Below are 23,073 nucleotides of genomic sequence, written 5' to 3'. Positions count from 1 at the left end.
AAGGAATATGATATGAAACAATTCATACTTACAACAATTTTGCTTCTCACTATTGCTGGCAATTCTTTCGGCAGTGAAACGGGGAATAGTATTATAAAGGAAAAATGGCCGGAGATAATTATTGCTAGCTGTAGTATTATTAGCTTGGCTATTAGCTTGGTTGCCGTTTATTTGGCAGGAAGAGCTTCAAATATAAACAAGAGGATATTCAAAAGGCAAGGGATAATTGATCTACATATGGCATGGAGAGGTGTAAACGAAATTGACACTGACAATTTAATTGGGCCTGATGTTAACAATGCAGCTAACGCTCTAGATTTAACTGCATCCTTATGGAATCATGATGTAATTGAAAAAATAGTATTGTATCAAAGCTACTGGCCTTCTTTTAAGCTTTTATATGAAACATTAAATGTTTGTAACAAGCAAGTCCCAGGTTATGCGAAGAGTTGCAAAGCTTTTTTAAGCTCTGAAATGACAAGGGCATATGAAGATATGAAGAAATTTGACATTTTATCAGTTAAAACCACGTCAGTATAGGAGGTAAAGCATGACAAAAAAAGAGGTTTTGCAGAAAATCAAAGAAGCTCGAAATGTAATAGAAGAATATAATAACGAATTGCGACCAAAGCATTCTTGGCAAAAAGAAACGACGGAAGATGAGAATATTAAACTTGAAGGGCAAATGCTTATCAAAGAAGCACTTACTTTGGGGTCTTCAGGTAAACCGTGCCCACAATGTGGTGGATCTGGTAGAATTTAATGGGAGTAGTAGTATAAAAGGATGGGGGCAATCCTTTATCGTTGATATGCATTTTTAACTGCGAAAAGGAATAGTCATTATTAAAATCGCATTAAGCCAACCACCAATAACCATGCGATTTAGTATTTATTGAAGCTGCCACTCCAAGCCTTTCTTGCTAACGTCACCGCATAGGTAGTGGTTACTTATGCAGGTCGTTATCCTCATAAAGGAAAGAATATGCCCAAACAATCTGAAGCTCAGATAATCGGTCGAGAGGGTGAAATATGGTTTGAGTCTCAACTTCCTTCGGGCTGGGTACTTCAACCTCCCAAAACTGATGTCGGTGTAGATGGTGTGGTTGTTATATGCGATAGCTCTGATCTAAATGGTCGAGAGTTTCGGGTTCAAGTAAAATCGTCAAATTATCCCAAGGTTCGTGAATTAAATATTGTAGTATCAGGTTTAAAGCACTCAACTATTGAATATTGGTTTCTAAGTCCTTTACCAACTCTTGTTGTCGTATATGATGCAACCGAAAAATGCGGTTATTACCGCTGGCATGTGGATATTTTTGAAGAAGTTCGGGATTCATTAAGAAATAGAGAAGATAAAACGATCTCAATCTGTGTTCCGAGAAAAAACTCATTGAATGTAGGCGCATGGGAAATCATCAAAGAAAATCTACGTTGGCACTACCGAAATTTGAATGAATCTCTATATGCAGCCCGTATGCCAAATCTTTGCTACCTACAATTCATGACCTTGTTGCTGCTGTAAGGCAATTGAACAGCATAGATCATCAGCCCATTCCAATTGATAGAAGAAACACAGAGCAGGACGGTATCCTTGGAATAATGGAAATGATACAGCATCGGCTAGTAGTTACTTCATTGTCGCAATTACTGTCTGAACTCGACCAAGATTCAGAAGGCACACATACGCTTCAAGCTTGGATTGGCTCCTATAGCTCCAAGGTTACTTCTGTATTTCCCAATTTTGAGAAATTGGATAGTTGGGAAAAAGTGCCTCCGGATTTTGATATTGTTTTCGATAAAAATAGCATTCATAACACTCGGTCTAAATTAATGGAATTGGTGCTTGAGATGGTAATGCTCTTAGCACCGGGACGATTTAACCATGAGGGTGAACCCAATCGCACTAAGCCAACCACTAATAAACATGCGGTTTAATATTTGTTGAGGCTGCCACTTCAAACCTCTCTTGCAAGCATTGTGCACAGGTGGTGGTTGTTTATGTGAAGCGTGAGTCGCTGAATGAGAATAAACATGTCTGATGATAAACAAGTCCTTTGCCTTTTTGATATTCTTGGCTTTGAAAGCCTTTTCTCGGCCATTGGACTCAAACAAATCAAAGAACGATATGACAGGTTGGTCGAGTATGTGAGGGAGCAAACTGGTGGCGTAGATGTTGTTCCAACCCCCGATGGACATGTTGCAGTTGGGTGGCTTGAACTTGGGAATGCCTATTTTAGCGACACGATACTTTTTTGGACTAAATATAGCAAAATGTCGTTGCCAAGTTTTACACATCTAATTGCTGAAACAATCTGTTGGACGAAGCCGCTATCGCGGAGAACAAAATCGGAAATTTATTATATAATGTAACCTCACACCCTCAACGGGAGGGTGAATCTATTAACAAATAGGAGGTTACAGGTCTATGAAAACATTATCTCAATCCGATTTCAACAAAAATTACCAAACGCATCTAAAGCACCTACGCTTGAAAGGACTCCGGCCAAAAACAATCGAGGCTTATTCACGTGCCATCCGACGGATCGGTGATTATTTTGACAATCAGATACACGATCTATCTGAACAGCAACTACTTGACTATTTTTCCAATCTCCTCAATACCCATTCATGGAGCGCAGTCAAATTAGACCTCTACGGACTAAAGTTTTTCTACACTCATGTGCTTCATAAGCGTTGGGAGCAAGTAAATCTTATTAAACCACCCAAAACGCAACGTTTGCCCGATATTGTCACCATTAATGAAGCCCACCAACTTTTCCAGGTGACGAGAAAACTCAGTTACCGGGCCTTCTACTTTGTTCTTTACAGTCTTGGTCTCCGCCTGGGTGAAGGACTACGTCTTGAGGTTAGCGATGTCGATTCTCAGCGAATGCGGGTGCATATCCGCGATAGCAAAGGCAATAAAGACCGTTTCGTACCCCTGCCAAAGGTAACCCTGAATCTCTTACGCCGTTTTTGGCTTGTTCATCGCAATCCTGTCTTTCTATTTCCAGGCCGTCATGGTGGCTTGAAATCAGCCCACCTGGCAAAAACACCTCTGAATAGAAATGGCGTTCAGGCCACTCTGCGTAAGGTAGCCCGGGAGTGTGGAATTAAAAAAAAATTACACCACACAGTCTGCGACACAGCTACGCAACCCATCTGATTGAGGCGGGTGTTGATCTGCTTGAAGTACAAAAAATCCTCGGCCACCACAGTATTTTAACCACTGCCAAATATACCCACCTGACCTCTCATACAAATCGTAATGCCTTGCAATTAATTAATGATTTGATGAATGGTTTTTCCATAGAATGGGGGAATGTTATATGATATCTCTCTCCTCTATAATTGAGACCTTCATTGCTGACTTTATCACTCTTTATCATGGTTCGATCCTGCCAAGTCAATTCAAAGCCCTGGCAGCCATGAAGGATTGTCGCACTACGCAAAGCCGCGTCATGCTGGTCCAATGTAATGACTGTGAAAAACAGGTTTTTGTACCGCACTCCTGCGGTAACCGCAATTGTCCTCATTGTCAGAGTCATGAGTGTCAGCAGTGGTTGGAGCGTCAACTGAAAAAAGAAGTGCCTGCTGACTATTTTATGCTCACCTTTACTATACCCAAAGAGCTTCGATCATTAGCATGGCAGCATCAACGCTTGCTTTACTCGATAATGATACAGTGTTGTTGGGAAACCGTAAAAACCTTTGTCCAAAATGACAGCGTATTACAAGGAAACGCTGGAGCCATCACTGTTTTGCACACCCACTCTCGCTCTCTCGATTACCACCCGCATATCCATCTGGTAATGCCAGCCGGGGCCATCAATCAGAAGAAAAAGCTTTGGAGCTTCAAAAAAAGCGAAGGAAAGACGCGGTACCTTTTCAATCACAAAGCGCTGGCTAAAGTGTTTCGAGCAAAAATGCTCGATGCCGTGAACAAAGCGGCTCTTACGCTTCCAGTTAATTATCCCAAAACATGGGTCGTCGATTGCAAATTTGTCGGCAACGGTGAAAAGGCACTGGTCTATCTTGGTCGTTATCTCTACAAAGGGGTCATTCAAGAGAAAGATATTATTACGTGCAAAGATGGTCAGGTGACCTTTCGTTACCAGGATAGTAAGAGCAAAAAAATGCTCACAAGAACACTTCCCGGCCCGCAGTTTCTCAGGTTGATTCTCCAGCATGTTCTACCCAAAGGTTTCAGGCGAACACGGAACTTTGGTTTCCTCCACCCTAATAGCAAACGCTTGATTGCATTGCTTCAGTACCTTACCGGTATCAACCCGAATAAGTCGTCAGCCTGGTTCAGAGAGCGTCCAAAGCTTACGTGCAAATGCTGTGGAGGAATAATGAAGATCATAAAAACGATGATACCTCCATCACACAAATCCAGGTCTTTCCCCTACAAGTTAACAAAAGAGGAGGCTGTTCTGGTTATGTAATCGAATCCGCTATGCATCTAAGATTTGCAAAAACGGCATTATCGGGTCGAGATGGCCCCCGTTTGCCCAAATTTGAGGTAAAATGGCCGAAAAACCATGTTCTGTAGCTCCTAAAGCATGACGACAGCAATTGAAAAATCCACTTCTTTGGCTTCATAGCTTCTGCGGTAAAAAAGAGAAGCAATCTTCATAAGATATTTTCTTATACAATGTTTAGCACCCAAACAACGGGCTTGTCCAACAAACGGTTCAGATTGTGGTTCGTCCCTCACACAATCTAACCTTATTCGTTATGGCATTGAACATAAACTTCCATTGCGAGGGACAATTTCTGTTGGTGATGCGATCCTCAATAAAGATTCTGGTAAATATCTCGGACAACCAATAATTGAAGCTGCAAGAACCGAACGGCTACAAAAGTGGATTGGTGTTTCATTCGGCAATTCATTCAACAAGCCTGGTTTTAACAATGGATTCCATTTGAACACCGTTTTACCATACATGAGTCATTACAAACCGGATGTTCAAGAAAACGACGAAAAGAAGAAATATTGTACCGGCATGACTGTGGATTGGCCCAGGAGATGGAGAGAAAGCAGAACAATAGATATACAGCCTTTAGTTTCTAAGCTTGATACTGATCCCCGTTTTTCGGATTACTACGAGCAAACTCTTCGCTTCATTAGATTTTCAGAAGAGAATCATGACTGGTTTAAAAAGGAAAAGCACTTAAGCTACGGCTAACCAGCCTATTCAGTTAAAAGGAAGAAGCGTAGTGGCGCTGAAACGGCATTCTTATTAGCTTATGCCTGATTTTTTCGTTATGAGGTAAAGTCAGATAGCAAAATAAACAATAATCTCTTGAGGAAAAATATGTCTCAAATAACATTTGGTGGTCGCAAACGTGAGGTTGCTGAAATCGTAAAATTCGAGCGAGCAGCTCAAGTTGGACTACTCTTGTTGGGTGAACTGGATGGAGAGATGGAACTTATCTTTCCCGACTCGTATATCGAGAAACCGAGAAAAGTACTCAAAACAAGAATAGAATCTATACGAAAGGTCTTACGAGGTGAAGTTGCGAAGTTTTGTAGGAGAAATTTTAAAAACCTACGGCCTGAAGACTTAGCAAAGTTATACGAACCATTAATCGAGCATAATAGTAGTTGGCGGCTACCACTACTTGAATTTATCAGAGATTTCGGTGAACCAAAAGAAAGGGTTTTGAAAGGCGCTCCTTTGCATTCTACAATTATTCTTTCACCTTGGGGCTTGCAAATGGAATATCCTGAGATGCATCTTTTTAGAGATATGGCCATTGCGTACAATAACGTCATCAAGATTGAAAAACAATTGAAACTCTTTCACGGCACATCCTGGAAGGATGTGAAAGAGCAAAATAAACGACAAAAGATTTCGGAACTCTGTAGAGAATGTGCGTACAATCGTAGAATGTGTATTTTATCCTGTTTCAATCTTGTTGAGGCATACATAAATGGAATTTCTTGGGCTTATGTTCAGACCCACGATATCTCAGAATTATCAAATAAAAAACAGAAAATACTGACTGAAGGGCAGGCCAGCATTATTGACAAACTTACCAAGATTCCCGGTATTGTAGCTAACGACACTGAGCCGTTGAACGTTGACGATGATCCATTAAAGTCTTTTAGAGAGACTATCAAACCATTTAGAGATTCAATCGTACATGCTTCGCCATTCTCTGCCCCTGAACGCTTTGGTGGATATGAAAAGTTATCCAAAGTTTATGAACTCGATTCACCAACAGTGGAAAACACAGTCTCTGTTACATTTGAGATTATCAGCAAAATCCACCTCGCTGTTGGAGAACAAAATCCGTTGCCGGATTGGATTACACGGAATGATGAAGGTCTTTTCATTATTGAGATGGACACAAACATATAACAATATTTAGCAACCGATTTTGAATCACGTGCGTGATTTCTAAGTTTGAACACTGTTAAAGTATCTTTTATTTGCAGCATTGGTGGATTGAAATCCCACAACGGCTGAAAAACACATTTTGCATGAAAGTTGATAAATACAATAGTTGGAAAGAGAAGATAGACCCCGCCTTTGATGATCTCATCAAAGTATACTTGGATTATATAAAATGTACACATATTTGCAGCTCTGATATATATAAGAGATACTTCTTTCTTGATGAGGAATCATTAAAAGTCTTGGGGCACAAAGGACACATGACGATTAAAAAGTCAGACATGAAATAATTATTTGATGTCATGGATATGTCTAACAAGATTTAATACTATAGGCCGTAGTGTAAAAACACTATGGCCTTTTTAATTTTAAATATTAATTTGTGATTAATGTTTCCGCCGGAAACTTGTTAGCATTTTATACCCCCATAAAACATTAATGTGCTAAAACATGTTATGGTATTTTAACTTCAAACAAGAAATAGATGATACAATGAGAATTATTACTCTTGATATAAAAGTAGGTGGAACACCTCTGTACTTTTTTGAATAATCAGATACTGTATTTGAATTACGGTAATACACCGTTTTACTTTTTATAAATATTTGTTATAGATATTTTATTACATAAAAAAGGAAGACATAAGCGGCAACTTATGTTCTCCTGAACATTATTCCCATTCACCAATGAAAAAGAATAATAGTAATAGCTTAGTTAAAATCCATAATATATCAACTACAAAAACCAGTGTTGAGTACGCCCACCAAGCGCACGCAAACACTGGTTTTTTTTTGGTTTCAGCTTGGCTTGTTTATGGGAGAAGCCCTATAGACTTGATACTAAGAAACAACCGGAACACGATTTTTTAAGATGTTGAAATACAACAACTTACAATTTGGCAGTTTTAAGCCGTTTTTATAGCCTTTTCAGGAGAAAAATTATGTGTAAATGCGCAGTGAAAAAAGAGAAAAAATCAAGAGTTATGACCATTAAAAATAGCTGGAGACTTAGAGCTCTTTTCCGTATTGAAAAATATATCCGTGAAATTGGTCAGGATGCCAGAGCCAAAAGGATGGGTATATGCGGAAATACTATTTTTGTGAAAGTAAAGAAGGGAGACCCATCCAATGTTTTATATGAGCCGCAGGTTCGTTGTAAAGACAGAGTATGTCCAGTATGTAACTCATATCGTGCGTCTATTCTGTCTCGAAAGGTAGAAGAACTTGGTAAAAACATGGAAAACCCTCATTTACTGACAATAACTGCTAATGAACTAAACAGGGATAGTTTAAAAACTGCTGTTGAGTGTTTTAAGAAATCAACAAGCTTACTCAAAAAAGAGCGTTCTTGGTGGAAAAGGTATATACGTGGAGGTGTAGAGCATATCGAAATTACGTACAAAGTAGGAACTGGTTGGCATGTTCACTCGCATATGCTTGTTGATCTGGCTGTAGATCGTAAGGTTGAGAATATGCAGCTTAGAGACAATGGTTATTTTCTAGACCCACTAAAGAAAGACCTTGAGCATGTTCTCTTAAAAGTAGGACTTGGAACAATTTCAGACATCAGACCGGTAACAGAAGGATACGGAAAGGAGATTTCAAAGTACTCTATGAAATTTGGTCTTGATATTGATGAAGCCAGGCTAAAAGAGATTATTGTCGATATGAAGGGAAAAAGGATGGTGTCAAAGTTTGGTAACTGTTACGGCCTGAAAAACCTGGACGATACGAACGGTGAAGGAATGGAAGGGCTTTCACCGGAGGAGGAAGAACAATATGAAACGTTAGGAACCATTAAGGAGGTTGTTGATAAATGCTTTAAAGAGACTGGTGTTGATAGTGAACTGGTCGGGTATGCTCTTGGAGCAATAAAGATAGGTCTCATAGAGATATGGTCAGCCAGTTATGAACCTGAACCTTTTCAAAGTGGGAGGATTGACTCATCTTAATACTATTCCTGCTTTCCTGATCTTTTAGTAAAAAAACTTTTTGAAGATTCATAAAACCATCTTTGAAAACGTTTTTTTATAATGCTTTTAAACTAAAGGTTTCTGGAAGTATATATAAGCATGACAAAAATGCCTTATCTTTGGCATGCTTTTTTATACTGTAAGAAATTTCAATATTGAAAAGGAATATACATAAAATTTTAGAAAGCTTTGTGTCAAAGTATTTGTAATATGTTTTTTACTCCAGGATGATTTATTAAAAAACTTTTTACAAATACGGCAAAAGCAAAAGGTGTTGGAATAACAAAATTAACCGTTTGATAAATCTGAATTATGAAAATTGAAATTGATAATTCACAACTGATAAATGATATTGTTGAGAAGGTGGTTGCAAGGCTTAAACCATTGCTTAACAGCTCTCATGATTCAGAATGTAATACGTTAATGACGGTAGGTGAGTTAGCAAACCAATTAAAGGTTAAAGAGTCCTGGGTATACGAAAAGATTCATACAAGAGAAATACCTTTTAAGAAAATAGGTAAATTTCCACGTTTCCGAAAAAGAGATATTGACATTTGGATAGACAATCCGTACCATCCCGATTTGAGTCATTATAACCTTAGATATATTGGGAAGGGGGTGAAGAAAATATGAATGGCAGTTTATACAAACGTGGTCAGACGTACTACATTGATTACAGGCTTAATGGCAAGCGTTATCGAGAGAGTACCAACACAACGAAGAGACGTGAGGCTGAGCTTATTCTGGATAGCCGTAAAAGGGAAATCCGTGAAGCCAGGAGACCAGAGATTAAGAATACTGTGAATAACTGTAAACTTGCTGAGTTGGCGCAGGAATATCTTAAATGGACAGAGAGGCAGAGAGTACATAAGACGAAGAAGATTTGGGTCAAACAACTGGTTGAAGTCTTTGGCAATCTTTATGTGAAGGATTTGAATCCAAGGGTCATTGAGCAGTGGCAGAGTGTAAGACTTAAATACAATAAGCCTTCTACTGTGAACCGCCTTACAGGCTGTTTAAAGCACATGATTAACAAGGGTGTTCAATGGGAGATGGCAAGTGAGGTTGCTTTGAAACTTGTGCGTATGGTAAAGCCATTGGAAGAGAACAATAGGCGTCTCAGGTTCTTAATCATTGAAGAGTGTAAAACGTTGATTGATTGTTGTGCTCCTCACTTAAAGCCGATTGTAACTGTAGCCTTGCATACTGGAATGAGGCGTGGTGAGATTCTAGGCTTGAAATGGAAACAGGTGGATTTGAATCACGGCTTTATCCTGCTTGATACAACTAAGAACGGTGAACGTAAGGAAATCCCGATAGATGATACACTTCAGGAGATGTTTAGTGAGATGCCACACAGCATTGAAAGTCTCTACGTCTTTACTGACAGGGATGGTAATCCATACAAGTCAATCAAGCATAGCTTTAGAACAGCATTAAGGAAGGCTGGTATCCATGATTTCAGGTTCCACGACTTAAGACATACTTTTGCGAGTCATCTTGTAATGGCAGGTGTTGATTTGGTCAGTGTAAAGGATTTGCTTGGACACAAGTCATTAACCATGACGCTGAGGTATGCTCACCTTGCATCAGGACACAAACGAAAAGCAGTCAATACTCTTGATAGTCTTTTACAGAAGGGACAGGGAGTTAGTGATTGTGACCACGTTGTGACCAAAACATTTCAAAACAGTCTGCAATAGACTGGAAATGGTCGCAGTAAAATTGTCATAAACCTAGACGGGATAAACCAGTCAGTACTAAACTGGAAAACTTTGTGATTAGAAGAATTAATCGACAAGCAAGGGGTCACTGGTTCGAGTCCAGTATCGCCCATATTATCAAACAAGGACTTACGACAAAACAAGAACTACTTTCAACCACCTTTTTGAGCCATTGTAGTAAAATTGTAGTCAAACTTTTCCAAAATCTGAACACCAACCATTAAACTTTCCGGACAATGGTGCGAATAGCGTTGCGTATTCTTCAGGTCTTTATGATTTAAGAGCTTCGCTATTTTATAAATATCTACACCATTCTGGGCTAATCTTGTGGCAAAGGTGTGACGAAGACAATGAAATGTAAAATCCTTAATCTCCGCCTTCTCTAATGCCTGGGCAAAAGCCCTTATCAGGTTACGCTTACAAATCTTTGAACCTGACTTACTGATAAACACAAGATCATTCTTAATGCTTCTCACCTTACTTTCATGCTTTTTCATAAGGACATTCAATGCTATGCTATTCAGAGGAAGAGTGTTGGGCTTATTATTCTTAGTCTTTTGTATCAGAATAGTTTTACGGAGCAGATTTACACGGCTCCACTCAAGGGATAACAATTCATCCTGTCGTAAACCTGTGTTCAAAGCAAAAACTATTATCTCACGTAGCCAGTCAGGACTATTTCCAAGAAGCCTTCTCTCCTCATCTTCTGTCAGCCACCTGTCAACTTCATTGTTCTCCCGCTCCTTCTGTACCCTGGAAACAGGATTATCCTTTAGCCACTCCCACTCTTTAACTGCCAGATTGAAAGCCTTTGAAAGCATATAAAGCTCACGGTTTACAGTTGAAGGGCTTGCTCCGTTATCTCTGCGATACAATTTATATTTCGTTACAATCTTAGGTGTTATAGACATCAACCCCGGATTGCCAAAAAACCTGTTAAGATTTTTTAAATAATATTTGTATCCTTCTTGAGTATTCATTGAGACTGTAGGAGCATAATCCTTCATAAACCTGTCCATCATATCCTTGAAGGTTTTGCGCTGTCCTGTCAATCTCTCATAATACTTTCCCTCCACAATCTCAGTCCTGATCTTCGCCTCTATAGCTTGTGCAAGCTTTTTGTCAGAGGTTTCAAGACTTCTCTGAACCTTCCTGCCGTTATGACTAATACACGTCCACCAGATATCGCTTCGTTTAAACATTTATATATCCTTTCCCGAAGCCTGATTGTATCTGTATGTCGCTATCGGCAGTATTATATACCATTACTATGTCTCTGAAAAGAAATAGTTCACCGCAAAGTCGCAAAGAGCGCAAAGCTTTAAAGATTATTGACTATTCTCTTAATCCCGTCTTTTAAAATTGAAACATTGAAATTGATCAAAATTCCCAATTTTAAACCTGCAAGCTTTAAATATGTCAAAAGTTGTGCGTCGTGAATTGGTTCAAACTTGTTAACAGACTTTAATTCCAAAATTACTTTGCCTTCGACTATTACATCCAGTTTATATCCACAATCTAATGTTATTCCCTTGTAAACCACAGCAAGAGGTTTTTGTCTCTCAAACCCAATATCTCTAATTTCCAATTCCTTACAAAGACACTCTTCGTATGCTGATTCTAATAACCCCGCACCAAGGTGACGATGCACCTCAATTGCTGCACCTATGATTTCTTTTGACAACCGATCTTCTTCTTTCATCACTCTCGATCTCCTTTGCGCTCTTTGCTTGTGCCGTGAAGTTAAAGAACGGAGTTCTTTAACATGTTGTAATAAAGATGATACACCAATGGAATCGTTAACCATTGCGAAGTATCGGCAACACCATGCAGGTGGGGTTGCCAAACCACTCTACGCTGCAAACGCTGTAAAGCTGCTGTGGTGAACGGATAGAGAAAAGGTGAGAAAGACTCATCAGGTGTGGCTTTAAGAGATGAATGCAAATGAATCGCTGAAGAAGTAACGAAATCGCATAAGTTGTAGGGCAAAATCGCATTGTGCTGAGGATGCAGAGATAAGCATAGCGGAAACCTGTTTACTGGCTATGTGCCCGCCGTTATACAGGCGACATGACTTAAAGTTTGGCTTTATTATGGAACACGGGATATCCGTTTCGGGGTAACGTGTGTAAAAGACGTGAAACGGAAGTCGGACTGAGCCATAGTAGTGATGGCATTCCGCGAAAGCGGAAAGGAGTGAAGGGCTCAGGTTATTCAGTGGAATATTCACTACAACAACCTTGCAGAAGAAAAAAAAGGTGAGGGAAGATTAAGAAATGAATATGCACGTATGCAAAACAGTACCAATTGAGTACAACCAGGTGTTAAACGCATACCGCAAGGTAAAGAGAGGCGGAAAGGCCGCAAAATGCGTAAATTAGGAATAACGACACTGCGAGATCGTATAGCGCAACAAGTAGTGAAGGACTACATGGAGAAGAGGATAGACTGCCTTTTTCATGAGAATTCCTATGGATACAGGCCAATGAAAAGTGCACATCAAGCCATAGACCAAGTCAAACAGAACTGCTACAAGCATGACTGGGTGATAGATATGGACATAAGCAGGTTCTTTGATGAAATAGATCATGTGCTGATGCTAAAAGCAGTAGAACATGTTTCAGGAGAGAAGTGGGTAAAGATGTATGTAGAGAGATGGTTAGGTATGCCTGTGCAAAAGCAAGATGGCACGCTACAGCCAAAGGCCGGGAAGGGCACGCCGCAAGGAGGAGTAATAAGCCCTTTGCTTGCAAACCTCTACTTGCACTTTTCACTTGATGTGTGGCTATCTAAGCACTACCCGCAAGTGAGCTTTGTGAGATACGCAGATGATGCAGTGGTACACTGCACAAGCAGAGCAGAGGCAGAAACAGTACTGGAATCGATAAAACAGAGACTGGCAGAGGTAAAACTGCAAGTTAACGAGGAGAAGACACGTATATCGTATTGCAGAGACTACAGACGTAGAGCAACGCATAGCGATTGTAAGTTTGAATTCCTTGGATTCAGCTATCAGCCAAGAGCAAGAAAGAGCAAGAGGGATGGCAAGAATTTTACAGCATTTGCAGCCGAAATAAGCCGATCCAACCAGAAGAGAATACGGTCAGTGATAAAAGAGATGAAGATCTGGCGTAATACGAAGGTTGAAATATCTGAGATTTCCAAACGATTTAATGCTAAGCTTCGAGGGTGGATAGCGTATTATGGGAAGTATAGTAAAAGGAGCTGAGAAACACATTACTGCTGATAGACCGGAAACTGGTCAAATGGCTAGGTAAGAAGCATAAGACTGGTTATCGAAAAGCAGTGGCAAAACTCAAAACGATAAGACAAGTGAACCCGGAGTTGTTTTATCATTGGAAAGCTGGCTACAGTTGAGGCATATCAAGAATAACACGAGCCGTATGACGGGGTACTGTCACGTCCGGTTGTGCGTCCAGATAAGGCTGGCGTGTTCAGCAGGAGTTAGTCCTGTCAGGGGAAGAGCCAGAACCCTTCTAGCTTGAATGGCAGACAAGAGGGAAACCAAATGTCTGAAGCCCATTGACAAAGCCTCTTTTAGAGAGGTGAGTGAGTTGCCGGGCCGTAACGAGAGTGAACGCATAGGTGGCCCCGAAAGTGAGAAGCCCCGGAGGTCGAGCTTGCAACCGTAGAGCGAAGACAGCATGGATATTCGAAATCTGACTGACACGAATATTCACTCCGGCGGGGTGGTAGCGATAGCACGGCAACAAGGACATGCAGGGCAACTGGAGAAGCCTTCCTCGTCCGAGAGAGAAATTTCTTGGAGCAAGGTAGATGCTATAACTGTATCAGCAGGAAGTGTATCGAAAGACGAGAAGGTGGCGGATAGGTTTGTAGTAGTCGTGAAGCGAATTAACATTCGTGGAGCAAAGAAACCTTGCTGTTAACATTCTTCCAACAATATTGTGAGGTAAGGGTTTTATGATAAAGGAGCCCATTGGGTTACAGGAACTGAGGCGGAAGATATATTTAAAGGCGAAGGCTGACAAGACATGTCGTTTTTGGGGACTGTATGTCCATGTCTGTAGGTTTGATACACTTCATGAAGCCTATCATATGGCAAAACGAAACAACGGAGCGCCTGGAATTGATGGTGTAACATTTGAAGATGTCGAAGAGGGTGGAATTGATGACTTTATCAAGCAGATACGAAATGAGCTGGTCTCAAGTACCTACAAGCCACTACGAAACCGCAGGAAGGAAATTCCCAAAGGCAAAGACAACGTCAGGGTTTTAGGGATACCTTCTATAAAGGATCGGGTGGTTCAAGGGTCTCTCAAGTTGATCTTGGAAGCTATTTATGAAGCTGATTTTCAAGAGGGGTCGTATGGTTGTCGTCCTAAAAGACATGCTCATACGGTTGTTAACCGTGTAGCGGAAGCAGTAGTCAAGGCGAAGACCCAAATTATCGATATAGATCTAAGTGCCTATTTTGATAATGTTCGTCATCATATTCTTCTTAATAAGGTGGCGGAAAGGGTCGATGATGACAAGGTTATGAGGCTGCTGAAGCTCATATTGAAAGTTAACGGCAATAAAGGCGTTCCTCAAGGAGGCGTCATCTTGCCCTTACTAAGCAATATCTACCTCAACGAGGTGGATAAGATGCTGGAGAGGGCCAAGGAAGTCACTCGAAAAGGCAAATATACTTACATTGAGTATGCTAGATTTGCTGATGATCTGGTGATTTTGGTTGACGGCTTTCGTAAATGGAACTGGCTGGTAAAAGCAGCTTGGAAAAGATTACTTGAGGAGTTGGATAAGCTTGATGTCCAGCTTAACCGGGAGAAATCGAAACTGGTTGACCTTACCCGTGGTGGAACATTCAGTTTTCTTGGATTTGATTTTAGAAGAACTAAAACACGTCTGGGGAAACAAGGTGTGCTAGTCACCCCGAGAATGAAAGCTCGAACTGCCTTTCTTGGAGAACTCAAGGAGGTGTTTCGTCGTTTTAATTCACAGCCAGTAGATCGGATTATACAAATAATTAATCCTATGTTACGTGGATGGGTAAATTACTTTCGGATTGGAAATTCCAGCAGGTGCTTTGGTTATGTTAAAGACTGGGTGGAAAAGAAAATCCGTAGAAATCTTATGCGTGCTAGAAAACGAGGTGGCTTCGGCTGGAACAGGTGGAGTAGAAATTGGCTATATAATACTCTGAAGTTATTCAGTAACTATAGAATTGAACGATACCAAGTTTGAAAGTGCTGCCAGATCGATAGGTCTATAAGCCGTTAGAAGAAGTTAATAGGAAAGCGTAGTGCGGGAAAACCGCATGCTGCGTTTGACGTGGCGGGAATTGGAAGCGGGCATTGTACTTCGCCAGTTCTCGACCCTACCTGTGAGAGGCTTGGGAGTGAAACTCTCCCTTGCCTACTCGGCGGTGAATAATTACTCATTTCGTTGGACAATATAACGCGCTGTCTGTTGCAATAAATGAAGAACTTCCTCATGTTTTGAAATATTACATTCTCTAATTCCAAATCACTTTTAAATAGCCACCTCCTGTCATTTTTTTTATCATCGTTCAGTGCCGGTCTAGTTAAATGCAGAATTATATCTTTGTTTGACAGATTAGGCAGAGGCGAGGAAAGCAGATCGCTTGTTTTCATTTTTGGAAAGAAAATATCTGAAGGAATGTTGTACAATATACCTCCAAAATTATATTTCAATTTAATTAGTTCAAATAAAAACAGGCATGCGGTGCTATCTCTCAACATGTGAAACGAATCTTCTATTTTTGGTGATTGATTACGAGTTTTGCGAGTTAATACCTCAATTGGTGCTGAATGTGCTCACCAATAGTATTTTCCTGATTCACTCTTGTTTGTGGATGTATTCTTCATAACCCCTCCAGTTATTGTTTGTATTAAATTTAACTAAACGTATTCTAGCATATTAAAATTATCTGAAGTGTATAAAAGGAAGTAAATTACCGCCGGAAATTAATCACAAATTGTGCTATTTTGATATTAAGCATACTATCGCATCAGGATAGTTTACATACAAAATACTATACCGTTATATGACTATAAAGAATACACTTGAAACAATTCAGATATACTATTAAAATCACAACGATACAAGATATGGTGAAAACCAAATCAATTAATTTCCGTAGAAACAAAGGAACCAATGCTTAAAACAATTACACATGAAATCTGTAAAAAAATATATCCACTTGACGTTGGGTGCAGGCTCAGATAGAAAGATTAATTTTGAATATAGAATATGAAATTGAATACGTAGAAATAAAAAATAATGATAAGCCATTTGAAGAATTTGTTTAGAGCCTCAATACAAAAGACAGGGCTAAAATATTTGAAACAATTAATTACTTTTTAGAACTAAAAAATAATAATTTACCCATAAAAGAGAAACTATCTAAACATGTAGAGGACGGTATTTTTGAATTAAGGACACATCTTAGTGATAGAATTGCCAGAGCATTTTATTTTTACATAAAGGGAGCTAAAATCATTATAACTCATGGTTTCATTAAGAAATCTCAAAAAACTCCAACTAAAGAAATAGAGAGGGCCAAAGTGCTAAGAAAAATATATAACGATAGGAGGGAATTATGACAAATTACGAAAGCTTACTTCGAGAACAAATGCAAAATCCTGAATTTGCAAAAGCCTACCATGAAGCTAAATTAGAGAGGAAATTAGATGAGATGTTGGATGATTTAAAAGAAAAAATAGATAGAAATGCGCCTAAAAAAATATTGCTAGAAACCATCAACTCAATTCAACACCAGATATGATTATGGCAGTAGATTTTATTGAAATTTTTTCACCAAGAGAGATCACTGCAAATTGCCTTTAATTTTCCAGATCGTTCTTTACCAAAATCAATAAAGAATCGCAACAATGTTTTAGCACATCGGTTCTGCCCTACAAATAACAATCTCTTACAGGCAGTGTCTATTTGAAAAACCAATGTCAGATATTTGTGTCCTTTTAAGTATTGTATCTCGTCTATACCTATTGCGTTGATATTATCCATGTTACGGTGCTTTAATCCATATTCAACAACATGCTCTACTGATTCAAATACGTTTCTCCATGAGACACGAAATTGTCTGGCTACTTCCTGCCAGGAAAGATACTTCGCCCAATGTGAAAGAAATATTCTGAAAGGTTCACAAATAGGACTTTTGCCCTGGGCCCATGGAATATGTTCTACGGTTACTCCATGTTCAGGACAACTTACGCGTCGCGGTTTGTATGCCAACATGACCATGTAACCCCACAAAGGTATAAAGCGAAAATATCGTTCATTTAGATGATCGTAAGTTGGCGCAGCTTCTTTGCACTGGTTACATAAACCTCTGGTTCCTTTACGTTCTTTTACTTTGACAGTAATTTTGGTATCAGACAATATAACATTGCCATAGATGAATCCCTTGACAGGGTAGCATTTATTGAGTAGTGTTTTTATAAGCATTGTTGTTTACTTGTAATTTGTTAATTATATTGTTTATAGAGAACTTATTTTAACAAATTGTAACAGCAATGCTTATTATTGAAATTTAAAGAAGGCTTTATTTTTTATTCCTTTCGGAGCCGCCCACCCTCACCAAAAAGAGGGGTGGGTGGCGGAGAAAGGAATAAAAAATATTCCTTTTGGTGAGACTCCCTTTAAATAAAACAATATTTTTTTCTTTTTCTTGGCTTACTTTTACCCATAGATTCTGCAAAAGAGCCAATATTAATTATTGACAATTTGACAATAAATAAATGTATAGCGAATAAGATTAGATTGTGGTTCGTTCCTCACACAATCTAATCTTATGTCTCAAAATCAAAATCATGGTAGAATAAAATTTTTTTATATGGTAAGAAATCAATGAAAGAAATAATTAAATGGCTTCGAGGGATTGAACATCTTGCAGGTGAAATGTATCACCAAGCCGCATCCATTTATTCCGATGACGATGTATTTAAAAAATTTCTTGAACATAACGCAGAGGATGAAGCTTGGCATTACCATGTCATGGGAAGTGCAGCATTGTTTTTAGATTCCGAACCTGATTTTACCGTTGCCATTTCTATTGATAAAGAAACAAATGAAAAAATTATCAACCAAATATCGACCATAAAAAACGGGCTTGAACAAAACACACTGTCTAAAGATGAACTTATCAACAAGATTGTCGAACTAGAACTATCAGAATGGAATGACGTTTTTCTATACGCAGTAAATTTTTTAAAAGATAAAACAAGTGAATTCAAATATCCGGCAGCCAGGATTCAAGCCCATATTAAGGAGATAGAACACTTCTTAAGGACAGTAGAACGTAAATCGGACGCTTTGCAAAAAATAAAAGAATTACCTCCTATCTGGATTGAAAATATTTTAATCGTTGATGATGAAGAATTAATAACAGACCTGATTAAATCGCTGCTAAATCGTTCAGGAAATATCGATGTTGCGCATAATGGCAAAGAGGCGTTCAAGTTGATAAAAAGGAAATTTTACAAGTTGATCATCGCTGACATTGATATGCCGATAATGGATGGCCTCTCTTTTTACCAAAACACAATTGAAGAATACCCAACATCAAGTAACAGGTTTTTGTTCATGACAGGAGATTTATCATCTGAAAGGAAAGCTTATTTTGATCAGAATCGGGTAAAATACCTTGCAAAACCAATGGACATAAGTGTGTTGAGGGAAGAAGCTGCAAAAATTATTATTTCTAAATGAAATCAACAACATGGCATAACGAATAGCATTACGCCAACCACCAGATTATGTGTGATTTAATAGTTCTTGAGGCTGCCGCTCCACGCCTCACTTGCAAGCATGCACACGGATGGTAGTTGCTTATGCGGAAAGTTATACAGGAAAATACATTAATAAAATTTGTAATTTTAAAGGAGAAAAAAATGTCAAAAAGCATAAAAAGAACTCAAACTGAGAAAAATTTACTCACAGCCTTCGCTGGAGAATCTCAAGCGAGAAATAGATATACCTTTTTTGCAAGTAAAGCCAAAAAAGAAGGTTTAGTCCAAATTTCAGAAATATTCGAAGAAACTGCAAATCAGGAAAAGGAACATGCCAAACGATTCTTTAAATTTCTTGAAGGTGGTGATGTGGAGGTTTCAGTGTCTTTTCCCGCAGGTACAATTGGAAGTACATTAGAAAACCTTAAAGCTGCAGCGGCTGGTGAAGAATATGAATGGACAGAAATGTATCCAGGATTTGCCAGGACCGCAAAAGAAGAAGGATTTGAAGAAATAGCAAAAGCATTTGAGGCTATATCTGTGGCAGAGAAGCAACATGATAAACGGTATAAGGATCTTGCCGATAACCTTGAAGCGGGTAGGGCATTTAAAAGAAATAACAAAGTAACATGGCGTTGCAGAAACTGCGGTTATTTGCACGAAGCGGAAGAAGCACTAAAATTATGCCCAGCTTGCCTTCATCCACAGTCTTATTTTGAACTATTAGGTGAAAACTGGTAAACAACATGTAAATGCACATTGATTGTCTAACGATGTGGGTCTACAGAGGCTGTCCTGACTTTTGCGGTTTGCTTGGTGTAGTGGTTTCAATAAAGCAATTCGTATATTTATTCCGTGGCTTTTATTGGGGCATCTGGTAAAGCCAGGCCGCTTTGTCAGGTGAAGGATTGGAAAGATAGTGTAATCTTACACTCAAAATCTGGTCTTTTTCAGTCTGCGTCTTACTATTGCAGCTGCAAGGCCGACTAAGCCTATGCCCAAGAGGGTGACGGTTGTTGGTTCTGGGACAGAGTTCGGCTCCATAAATGTCCTGAATAACATGTCACTATTAGACACTAACCATGGATTTCCATTATAATATAGTGATCCACCTGCATATTCAGGGACGTTAGTATTGTACTCCGATCTCAATCCACCACCTATTCCCTTTATTCCTATGACAAATGTTTCATTTAGTGCTAAAGAAATATTGGAGGCAGTGAGATCTATAGTCTGCCACCCCCATCCCGCGTCCCCAGTTATAATCCCATTATATTCATCTTTATCCGTCTCCCACGGAGCTCCCTTATTTATATAGAGTGAAGTAGTCCCTTCTTCTAAGAATAAGTCTATGCTTACTAATACTCCTGCTATACCGGTAGTGACTCCCTGTTGCCAATTGTGGCTCACACCGTCTGCGTTGAAGATCGTAGGTGTTGTTGTCGTTCGGTCATCATTGACTTGATCCTCGATAGGAAATGCCTTCCCTTCCCTGCCTAGGAATAGTATCACTGTGAGTGTTGTTATAATAACTATCATTATTGCTTTCATCTCATCCATCCTCCCTTCCTTATTAAGACAACCTATCCACTTATTTCATGCGGTATAGCCATTTTTATTTTTATTAGAAATTGCATAATCTTCTTTTATAACATAATACAATACTAGAGCCAAGTGGAAACTCAGCGATAACAGCACACGGGAGTATCCCTCAATTGCAAAAAGAGCTAAAAAAGAGCGAGCAGAAATTCACTGGGGAGATGAGACTGGGCTTTGTAATGAGAGCTATCATGGCAGATGCTATGCACCAAAAGGACAAACACCAGCAATTCGTCTTCACCCCAGGTGCAAACGGGTCAATTTGATCTCTACCGTTACGAATCAAGGCAAAGTGAGATTTATGGTATATGAGAATAAAATGAATTCTGATACTCTCATAAGGTTTATGAAACGTCTTATTAAAGAATCAGCAAGAAAGGTATTTCTGGTTCTTGATAATTAAAAGGTGCACCATTTGTATACTGATATTATCAGCTTTTCTAGGGCCTACAGTTGAGCATTCTTTGATAACCCCATTTGTAAGTATATCATCAATTGCTTCCGGTATTATCTTATATATGTTGTTTCTCACAAATGTGATTCTGCACCTGTCACAGTATTGTTGAATAATTGAAAAAGTATTGTTGAATAATTGAACACCCATGATGGAGGCATAAAATGAAGAGAAAGGCTACTATTTTTCTCACATTACTGACGCTTCTAAGCTTCTGTTATATAACCAGTTACAAAAAACAATATGCAGGTTTTATAAATTACAGAAAATAACTATATTAGGCATGGATTATGCTAACCTTAGTTTAAGGAAAAATGGCTTTATAAAAAAGTATCATTATTTTAAACCTAATAACTGTCTGTTTTAGCCAAAATTTAATGTCTGGCATCAGTAGAAACAAACCATGATTGATATTGAGGTAAAAGAACAATTTCAGAAGAAGATTAAAAAGAACGGGTTAAAGCAACTACACCGTAAGCTGAACAGAGAACCAGATTCATATGAGATCAATCTTCAGTTGGGAATTTTTTATTTTCAAAAAAGTGAGATATCAAAGGCAATATTCTATCTTGAAAAGGCCGCCGATTTAAATAAAGACCATGCTGAGTTACAATTCATTCTTGCCAATGCGCACAAGGTACTGAATAATGCTTCAAAGAGTGAGGTGTTCTTTAAAAAGGCACTTGCTTTACAGCCTGAAAATTTTGAATTTCTCTATAATTATGGATTACTATTGCACAGCTCAAATCGCCTGAGTGAAGCAACAGAGATATTTGAAATGGCTATTAAAACTCAGCCAGACAATTATAAATTGTTAAATGATATTGGTGTCCTTTTCCATTTACAGCATAAATACTGTAAGGCTATCCATTTTTTTGAGGAAGCGATTAAAATAAAACCTGACTACATCGTAGCAGTCGTTAATACAGGCTATGTATATCTGGCAGTCAATGATCTTTCTAAAGCGCAGAAAGTGGTTAACAAGCTTTACATCAACCACAGGAAAAACTCTGAAGTCATTAATCTTAAGAAAAAATTTGAATTTGCAATAACCAAATCGGAGAATGTTAATCTCGACCTTAATACTGAATTATATTTTTCAGATCAACCGTTTCAGATATCACCGTTAAAGATAATCAAAGATTTTGAGGACAAGGCAAACCTTCAAAATATTGGGCTTTCTGTAGTCATTCCAATATGTAATGAGAGAGAAAACATTCCTTTATTATATACTGAGCTGCTTGATACATTAAACAACCTTAAACAGGCATATGAGATTATTTTTGTTGATGACGGAAGTATTGACGGAAGCGGTAACGAACTTGAAAAAATCGCTGAAAGAGACAAGGATGTAAAGGTGATCTATTTGAGAAGAAATTACGGACAAACAGCGGCTCTCAATGCAGGATTCAAGTACTCCCGGGGTGCGGTAGTAATAACGCTTGATGGTGACCTGCAGAATGATCCTGCAGATATACCAATACTTCTTGAAAAAATGGCTGAAGGTTATGATCTGGTCAGCGGTCTTCGTGAAAAACGAAAGGATAAAATGCTCACACGCAGAATACCTTCATTCATCGCAAACAGATTGATAAACAAACTGATAAAGGGAACCGGTGTTCAGTTGAGGGATTTTGGATGCACCCTTAAGGCATACAAGCGTGGGATAATAAAGAATATTAATTTGTATGGGGAAATGCATCGATTTATTCCAGTATTTGCCGCGTGGCTTGGCGTTAAAGTTGCTGAAGTTCCTGTAAATCACCGACCACGTATAAACGGAGTACCAAAATACAATCTATCTCGGGTATCAAGGGTTATTTTTGATTTAATCGTCATACGTTTCTTTTCAGATTATCTGACCACTCCGATACAGTTTTTTGGCAAGATTGCAGCAAAAATTGCCGGAATGGGATTAATTGTCGTACTCGTATTATCTTGCTTAGCTTTGTTTACAACGCTGTCTGTTTCTTTTAATACCATAATATTACTCTCAGGAATATTACTGCTGACGGTCTTACAGATTGCCTTTATGGGACTTCTGGGTGAAATAATTATGCGATCCTATTTTGAAGGACAGAATAAAGACTATTATGTAGTAAAAAACATTACCAATGATGTTACTGAAACCAGTCAAAGAACACTTGGTTTATAATAA

Annotated in this window: 25 protein-coding genes and 2 pseudogenes; 21 read left to right on the top strand and 6 right to left on the bottom strand. The window is 38.8% G+C overall.

What is annotated here, in order from left to right; genetic code table 11:
* From SCALIN_RS06930 to SCALIN_RS06895, 7 genes and pseudogenes are all read left to right on the top strand, one after another.
* Positions 1–540 (top strand): hypothetical protein (locus tag SCALIN_RS06930; protein ID WP_203415385.1); only part of this gene is annotated, 540 nt, incomplete at its 5' end.
* A gap of 10 nt (positions 541–550) precedes the next feature.
* Positions 551–763 carry a hypothetical protein gene (locus tag SCALIN_RS06925; protein WP_096893712.1) on the top strand — a complete coding sequence of 71 codons (213 nt, stop codon included), beginning with the start codon at positions 551–553 and terminating at the stop codon, positions 761–763.
* A gap of 219 nt (positions 764–982) precedes the next feature.
* Positions 983–1,522 carry a DUF4365 domain-containing protein gene (locus tag SCALIN_RS06920; protein WP_096893711.1) on the top strand — a complete coding sequence of 180 codons (540 nt, stop codon included), beginning with the start codon at positions 983–985 and terminating at the stop codon, positions 1,520–1,522.
* Between the two features lie 5 nt (positions 1,523–1,527).
* On the top strand, positions 1,528–1,935 hold the full coding sequence (locus SCALIN_RS06915; protein ID WP_133111737.1) for a hypothetical protein: 408 nt from the start codon (positions 1,528–1,530) through the stop codon (positions 1,933–1,935).
* A gap of 84 nt (positions 1,936–2,019) precedes the next feature.
* A complete protein-coding gene (locus tag SCALIN_RS06910) occupies positions 2,020–2,370 on the top strand; it encodes a hypothetical protein (RefSeq protein WP_133111735.1) in 351 nt (116 codons plus the stop codon).
* A gap of 55 nt (positions 2,371–2,425) precedes the next feature.
* Positions 2,426–3,333, top strand: a pseudogene (locus SCALIN_RS06905) (tyrosine-type recombinase/integrase).
* Positions 3,330–4,448, top strand: a complete 1,119-nt coding sequence (locus tag SCALIN_RS06895) for an IS91 family transposase (protein WP_096892569.1) — start codon at positions 3,330–3,332, stop codon at positions 4,446–4,448. The pseudogene SCALIN_RS06905 and the gene SCALIN_RS06895 overlap by 4 nt, the downstream one beginning before the upstream one ends.
* A 110-nt stretch (positions 4,449–4,558) precedes the next feature.
* On the opposite strand, the gene SCALIN_RS22025 is transcribed toward SCALIN_RS06895, so the two are convergent.
* Complete coding sequence (locus SCALIN_RS22025; RefSeq protein WP_162532133.1) at positions 4,559–4,720, bottom strand: hypothetical protein; 162 nt, start codon at positions 4,718–4,720, stop codon at positions 4,559–4,561.
* A gap of 43 nt (positions 4,721–4,763) precedes the next feature.
* Between SCALIN_RS22025 and SCALIN_RS06890 the strand changes: the two genes are divergently transcribed.
* The 6 genes from SCALIN_RS06890 (at position 4,764) to SCALIN_RS06865 (ending at position 10,082) form a co-directional block, all read left to right on the top strand.
* Positions 4,764–5,192, top strand: a complete 429-nt coding sequence (locus SCALIN_RS06890) for a hypothetical protein (protein ID WP_096893708.1) — start codon at positions 4,764–4,766, stop codon at positions 5,190–5,192.
* A 129-nt stretch (positions 5,193–5,321) separates the two neighbouring features.
* Positions 5,322–6,371: a hypothetical protein gene (locus SCALIN_RS06885; RefSeq protein WP_096893707.1), complete on the top strand. Its 1,050-nt coding sequence runs from the start codon at positions 5,322–5,324 to the stop codon at positions 6,369–6,371.
* Between the two features lie 122 nt (positions 6,372–6,493).
* The gene (locus SCALIN_RS22020; RefSeq protein WP_096893706.1) at positions 6,494–6,697 is read left to right on the top strand and encodes a hypothetical protein; all 204 of its coding nucleotides are present in this window, start codon (positions 6,494–6,496) and stop codon (positions 6,695–6,697) included.
* 650 nt (positions 6,698–7,347) lie between these two features.
* Positions 7,348–8,358 (top strand): protein rep, encoded by a 1,011-nt coding sequence (locus SCALIN_RS06875; protein WP_096893705.1) that lies wholly within the window; start codon positions 7,348–7,350, stop codon positions 8,356–8,358.
* A 333-nt stretch (positions 8,359–8,691) separates the two neighbouring features.
* Positions 8,692–9,012: a helix-turn-helix domain-containing protein gene (locus SCALIN_RS06870; RefSeq protein WP_096893704.1), complete on the top strand. Its 321-nt coding sequence runs from the start codon at positions 8,692–8,694 to the stop codon at positions 9,010–9,012.
* Entirely contained in the window at positions 9,009–10,082 is a 1,074-nt protein-coding gene (locus tag SCALIN_RS06865) for a tyrosine-type recombinase/integrase (RefSeq protein WP_096893702.1), read from the top strand. The genes SCALIN_RS06870 and SCALIN_RS06865 overlap by 4 nt, the downstream gene beginning before the upstream one ends.
* A 173-nt stretch (positions 10,083–10,255) precedes the next feature.
* Here SCALIN_RS06865 and SCALIN_RS06860 read toward each other — a convergent pair whose 3' ends face one another.
* Both SCALIN_RS06860 and SCALIN_RS06855 read right to left on the bottom strand, forming a co-directional pair.
* Entirely contained in the window at positions 10,256–11,305 is a 1,050-nt protein-coding gene (locus SCALIN_RS06860; RefSeq protein ID WP_096893701.1) for a tyrosine-type recombinase/integrase, read from the bottom strand.
* Between the two features lie 119 nt (positions 11,306–11,424).
* Entirely contained in the window at positions 11,425–11,805 is a 381-nt protein-coding gene (locus SCALIN_RS06855; RefSeq protein ID WP_096893699.1) for a GxxExxY protein, read from the bottom strand.
* Between the two features lie 666 nt (positions 11,806–12,471).
* On the opposite strand from SCALIN_RS06855, the gene SCALIN_RS06850 reads away from it, so the two are divergent.
* Entirely contained in the window at positions 12,472–13,332 is an 861-nt protein-coding gene (locus SCALIN_RS06850; RefSeq protein WP_096893698.1) for a reverse transcriptase domain-containing protein, read from the top strand.
* Positions 13,333–14,048: 716 nt separating this feature from the next.
* Positions 14,049–15,332, top strand: a complete 1,284-nt coding sequence (gene ltrA / locus SCALIN_RS06840; protein ID WP_096893695.1) for a group II intron reverse transcriptase/maturase — start codon at positions 14,049–14,051, stop codon at positions 15,330–15,332.
* A 32-nt stretch (positions 15,333–15,364) separates the two neighbouring features.
* Here the strand turns inward: ltrA and SCALIN_RS06835 are convergent, their stop codons facing one another.
* On the bottom strand, positions 15,365–15,850 hold the full coding sequence (locus SCALIN_RS06835; protein ID WP_096893694.1) for a hypothetical protein: 486 nt from the start codon (positions 15,848–15,850) through the stop codon (positions 15,365–15,367).
* 585 nt (positions 15,851–16,435) lie between these two features.
* Here SCALIN_RS06835 and SCALIN_RS23845 point away from each other — a divergent pair.
* Positions 16,436–16,714, top strand: a pseudogene (locus tag SCALIN_RS23845) (type II toxin-antitoxin system RelE/ParE family toxin); the annotation flags it as partial.
* The gene (locus SCALIN_RS06825) at positions 16,711–16,896 is read left to right on the top strand and encodes a hypothetical protein (RefSeq protein WP_096893692.1); all 186 of its coding nucleotides are present in this window, start codon (positions 16,711–16,713) and stop codon (positions 16,894–16,896) included. The pseudogene SCALIN_RS23845 and the gene SCALIN_RS06825, both read left to right, overlap by 4 nt.
* A 29-nt stretch (positions 16,897–16,925) precedes the next feature.
* Here SCALIN_RS06825 and SCALIN_RS06820 read toward each other — a convergent pair whose 3' ends face one another.
* On the bottom strand, positions 16,926–17,579 hold the full coding sequence (locus tag SCALIN_RS06820; protein ID WP_096893690.1) for a transposase: 654 nt from the start codon (positions 17,577–17,579) through the stop codon (positions 16,926–16,928).
* Between the two features lie 402 nt (positions 17,580–17,981).
* Between SCALIN_RS06820 and SCALIN_RS06815 the strand changes: the two genes are divergently transcribed.
* Both SCALIN_RS06815 and rbr read left to right on the top strand, forming a co-directional pair.
* The gene (locus SCALIN_RS06815; RefSeq protein ID WP_096893688.1) at positions 17,982–18,842 is read left to right on the top strand and encodes a response regulator; all 861 of its coding nucleotides are present in this window, start codon (positions 17,982–17,984) and stop codon (positions 18,840–18,842) included.
* Positions 18,843–19,024: 182 nt separating this feature from the next.
* Complete coding sequence (gene rbr, locus SCALIN_RS06810) at positions 19,025–19,603, top strand: rubrerythrin (RefSeq protein ID WP_096893725.1); 579 nt, start codon at positions 19,025–19,027, stop codon at positions 19,601–19,603.
* A gap of 192 nt (positions 19,604–19,795) precedes the next feature.
* On the opposite strand, the gene SCALIN_RS06805 is transcribed toward rbr, so the two are convergent.
* Positions 19,796–20,422 (bottom strand): PEP-CTERM sorting domain-containing protein, encoded by a 627-nt coding sequence (locus SCALIN_RS06805; protein ID WP_096893687.1) that lies wholly within the window; start codon positions 20,420–20,422, stop codon positions 19,796–19,798.
* 154 nt (positions 20,423–20,576) lie between these two features.
* Here SCALIN_RS06805 and SCALIN_RS23840 point away from each other — a divergent pair, with 154 nt between their 5' ends.
* Both SCALIN_RS23840 and SCALIN_RS21610 read left to right on the top strand, forming a co-directional pair.
* Complete coding sequence (locus SCALIN_RS23840; protein WP_203415387.1) at positions 20,577–20,864, top strand: transposase; 288 nt, start codon at positions 20,577–20,579, stop codon at positions 20,862–20,864.
* Between the two features lie 454 nt (positions 20,865–21,318).
* On the top strand, positions 21,319–23,070 hold the full coding sequence (locus SCALIN_RS21610; protein WP_133111733.1) for a glycosyltransferase family 2 protein: 1,752 nt from the start codon (positions 21,319–21,321) through the stop codon (positions 23,068–23,070).
* The last annotated feature ends 3 nt before the right edge of the window (positions 23,071–23,073 follow it).

This window comes from Candidatus Scalindua japonica, from assembly GCF_002443295.1.
GTDB lineage: Bacteria > Planctomycetota > Brocadiia > Brocadiales > Scalinduaceae > Scalindua > Scalindua japonica.
Note: the sequence above shows the minus strand (reverse complement) of the source record. Positions and strands in the feature narration are given on the sequence as shown.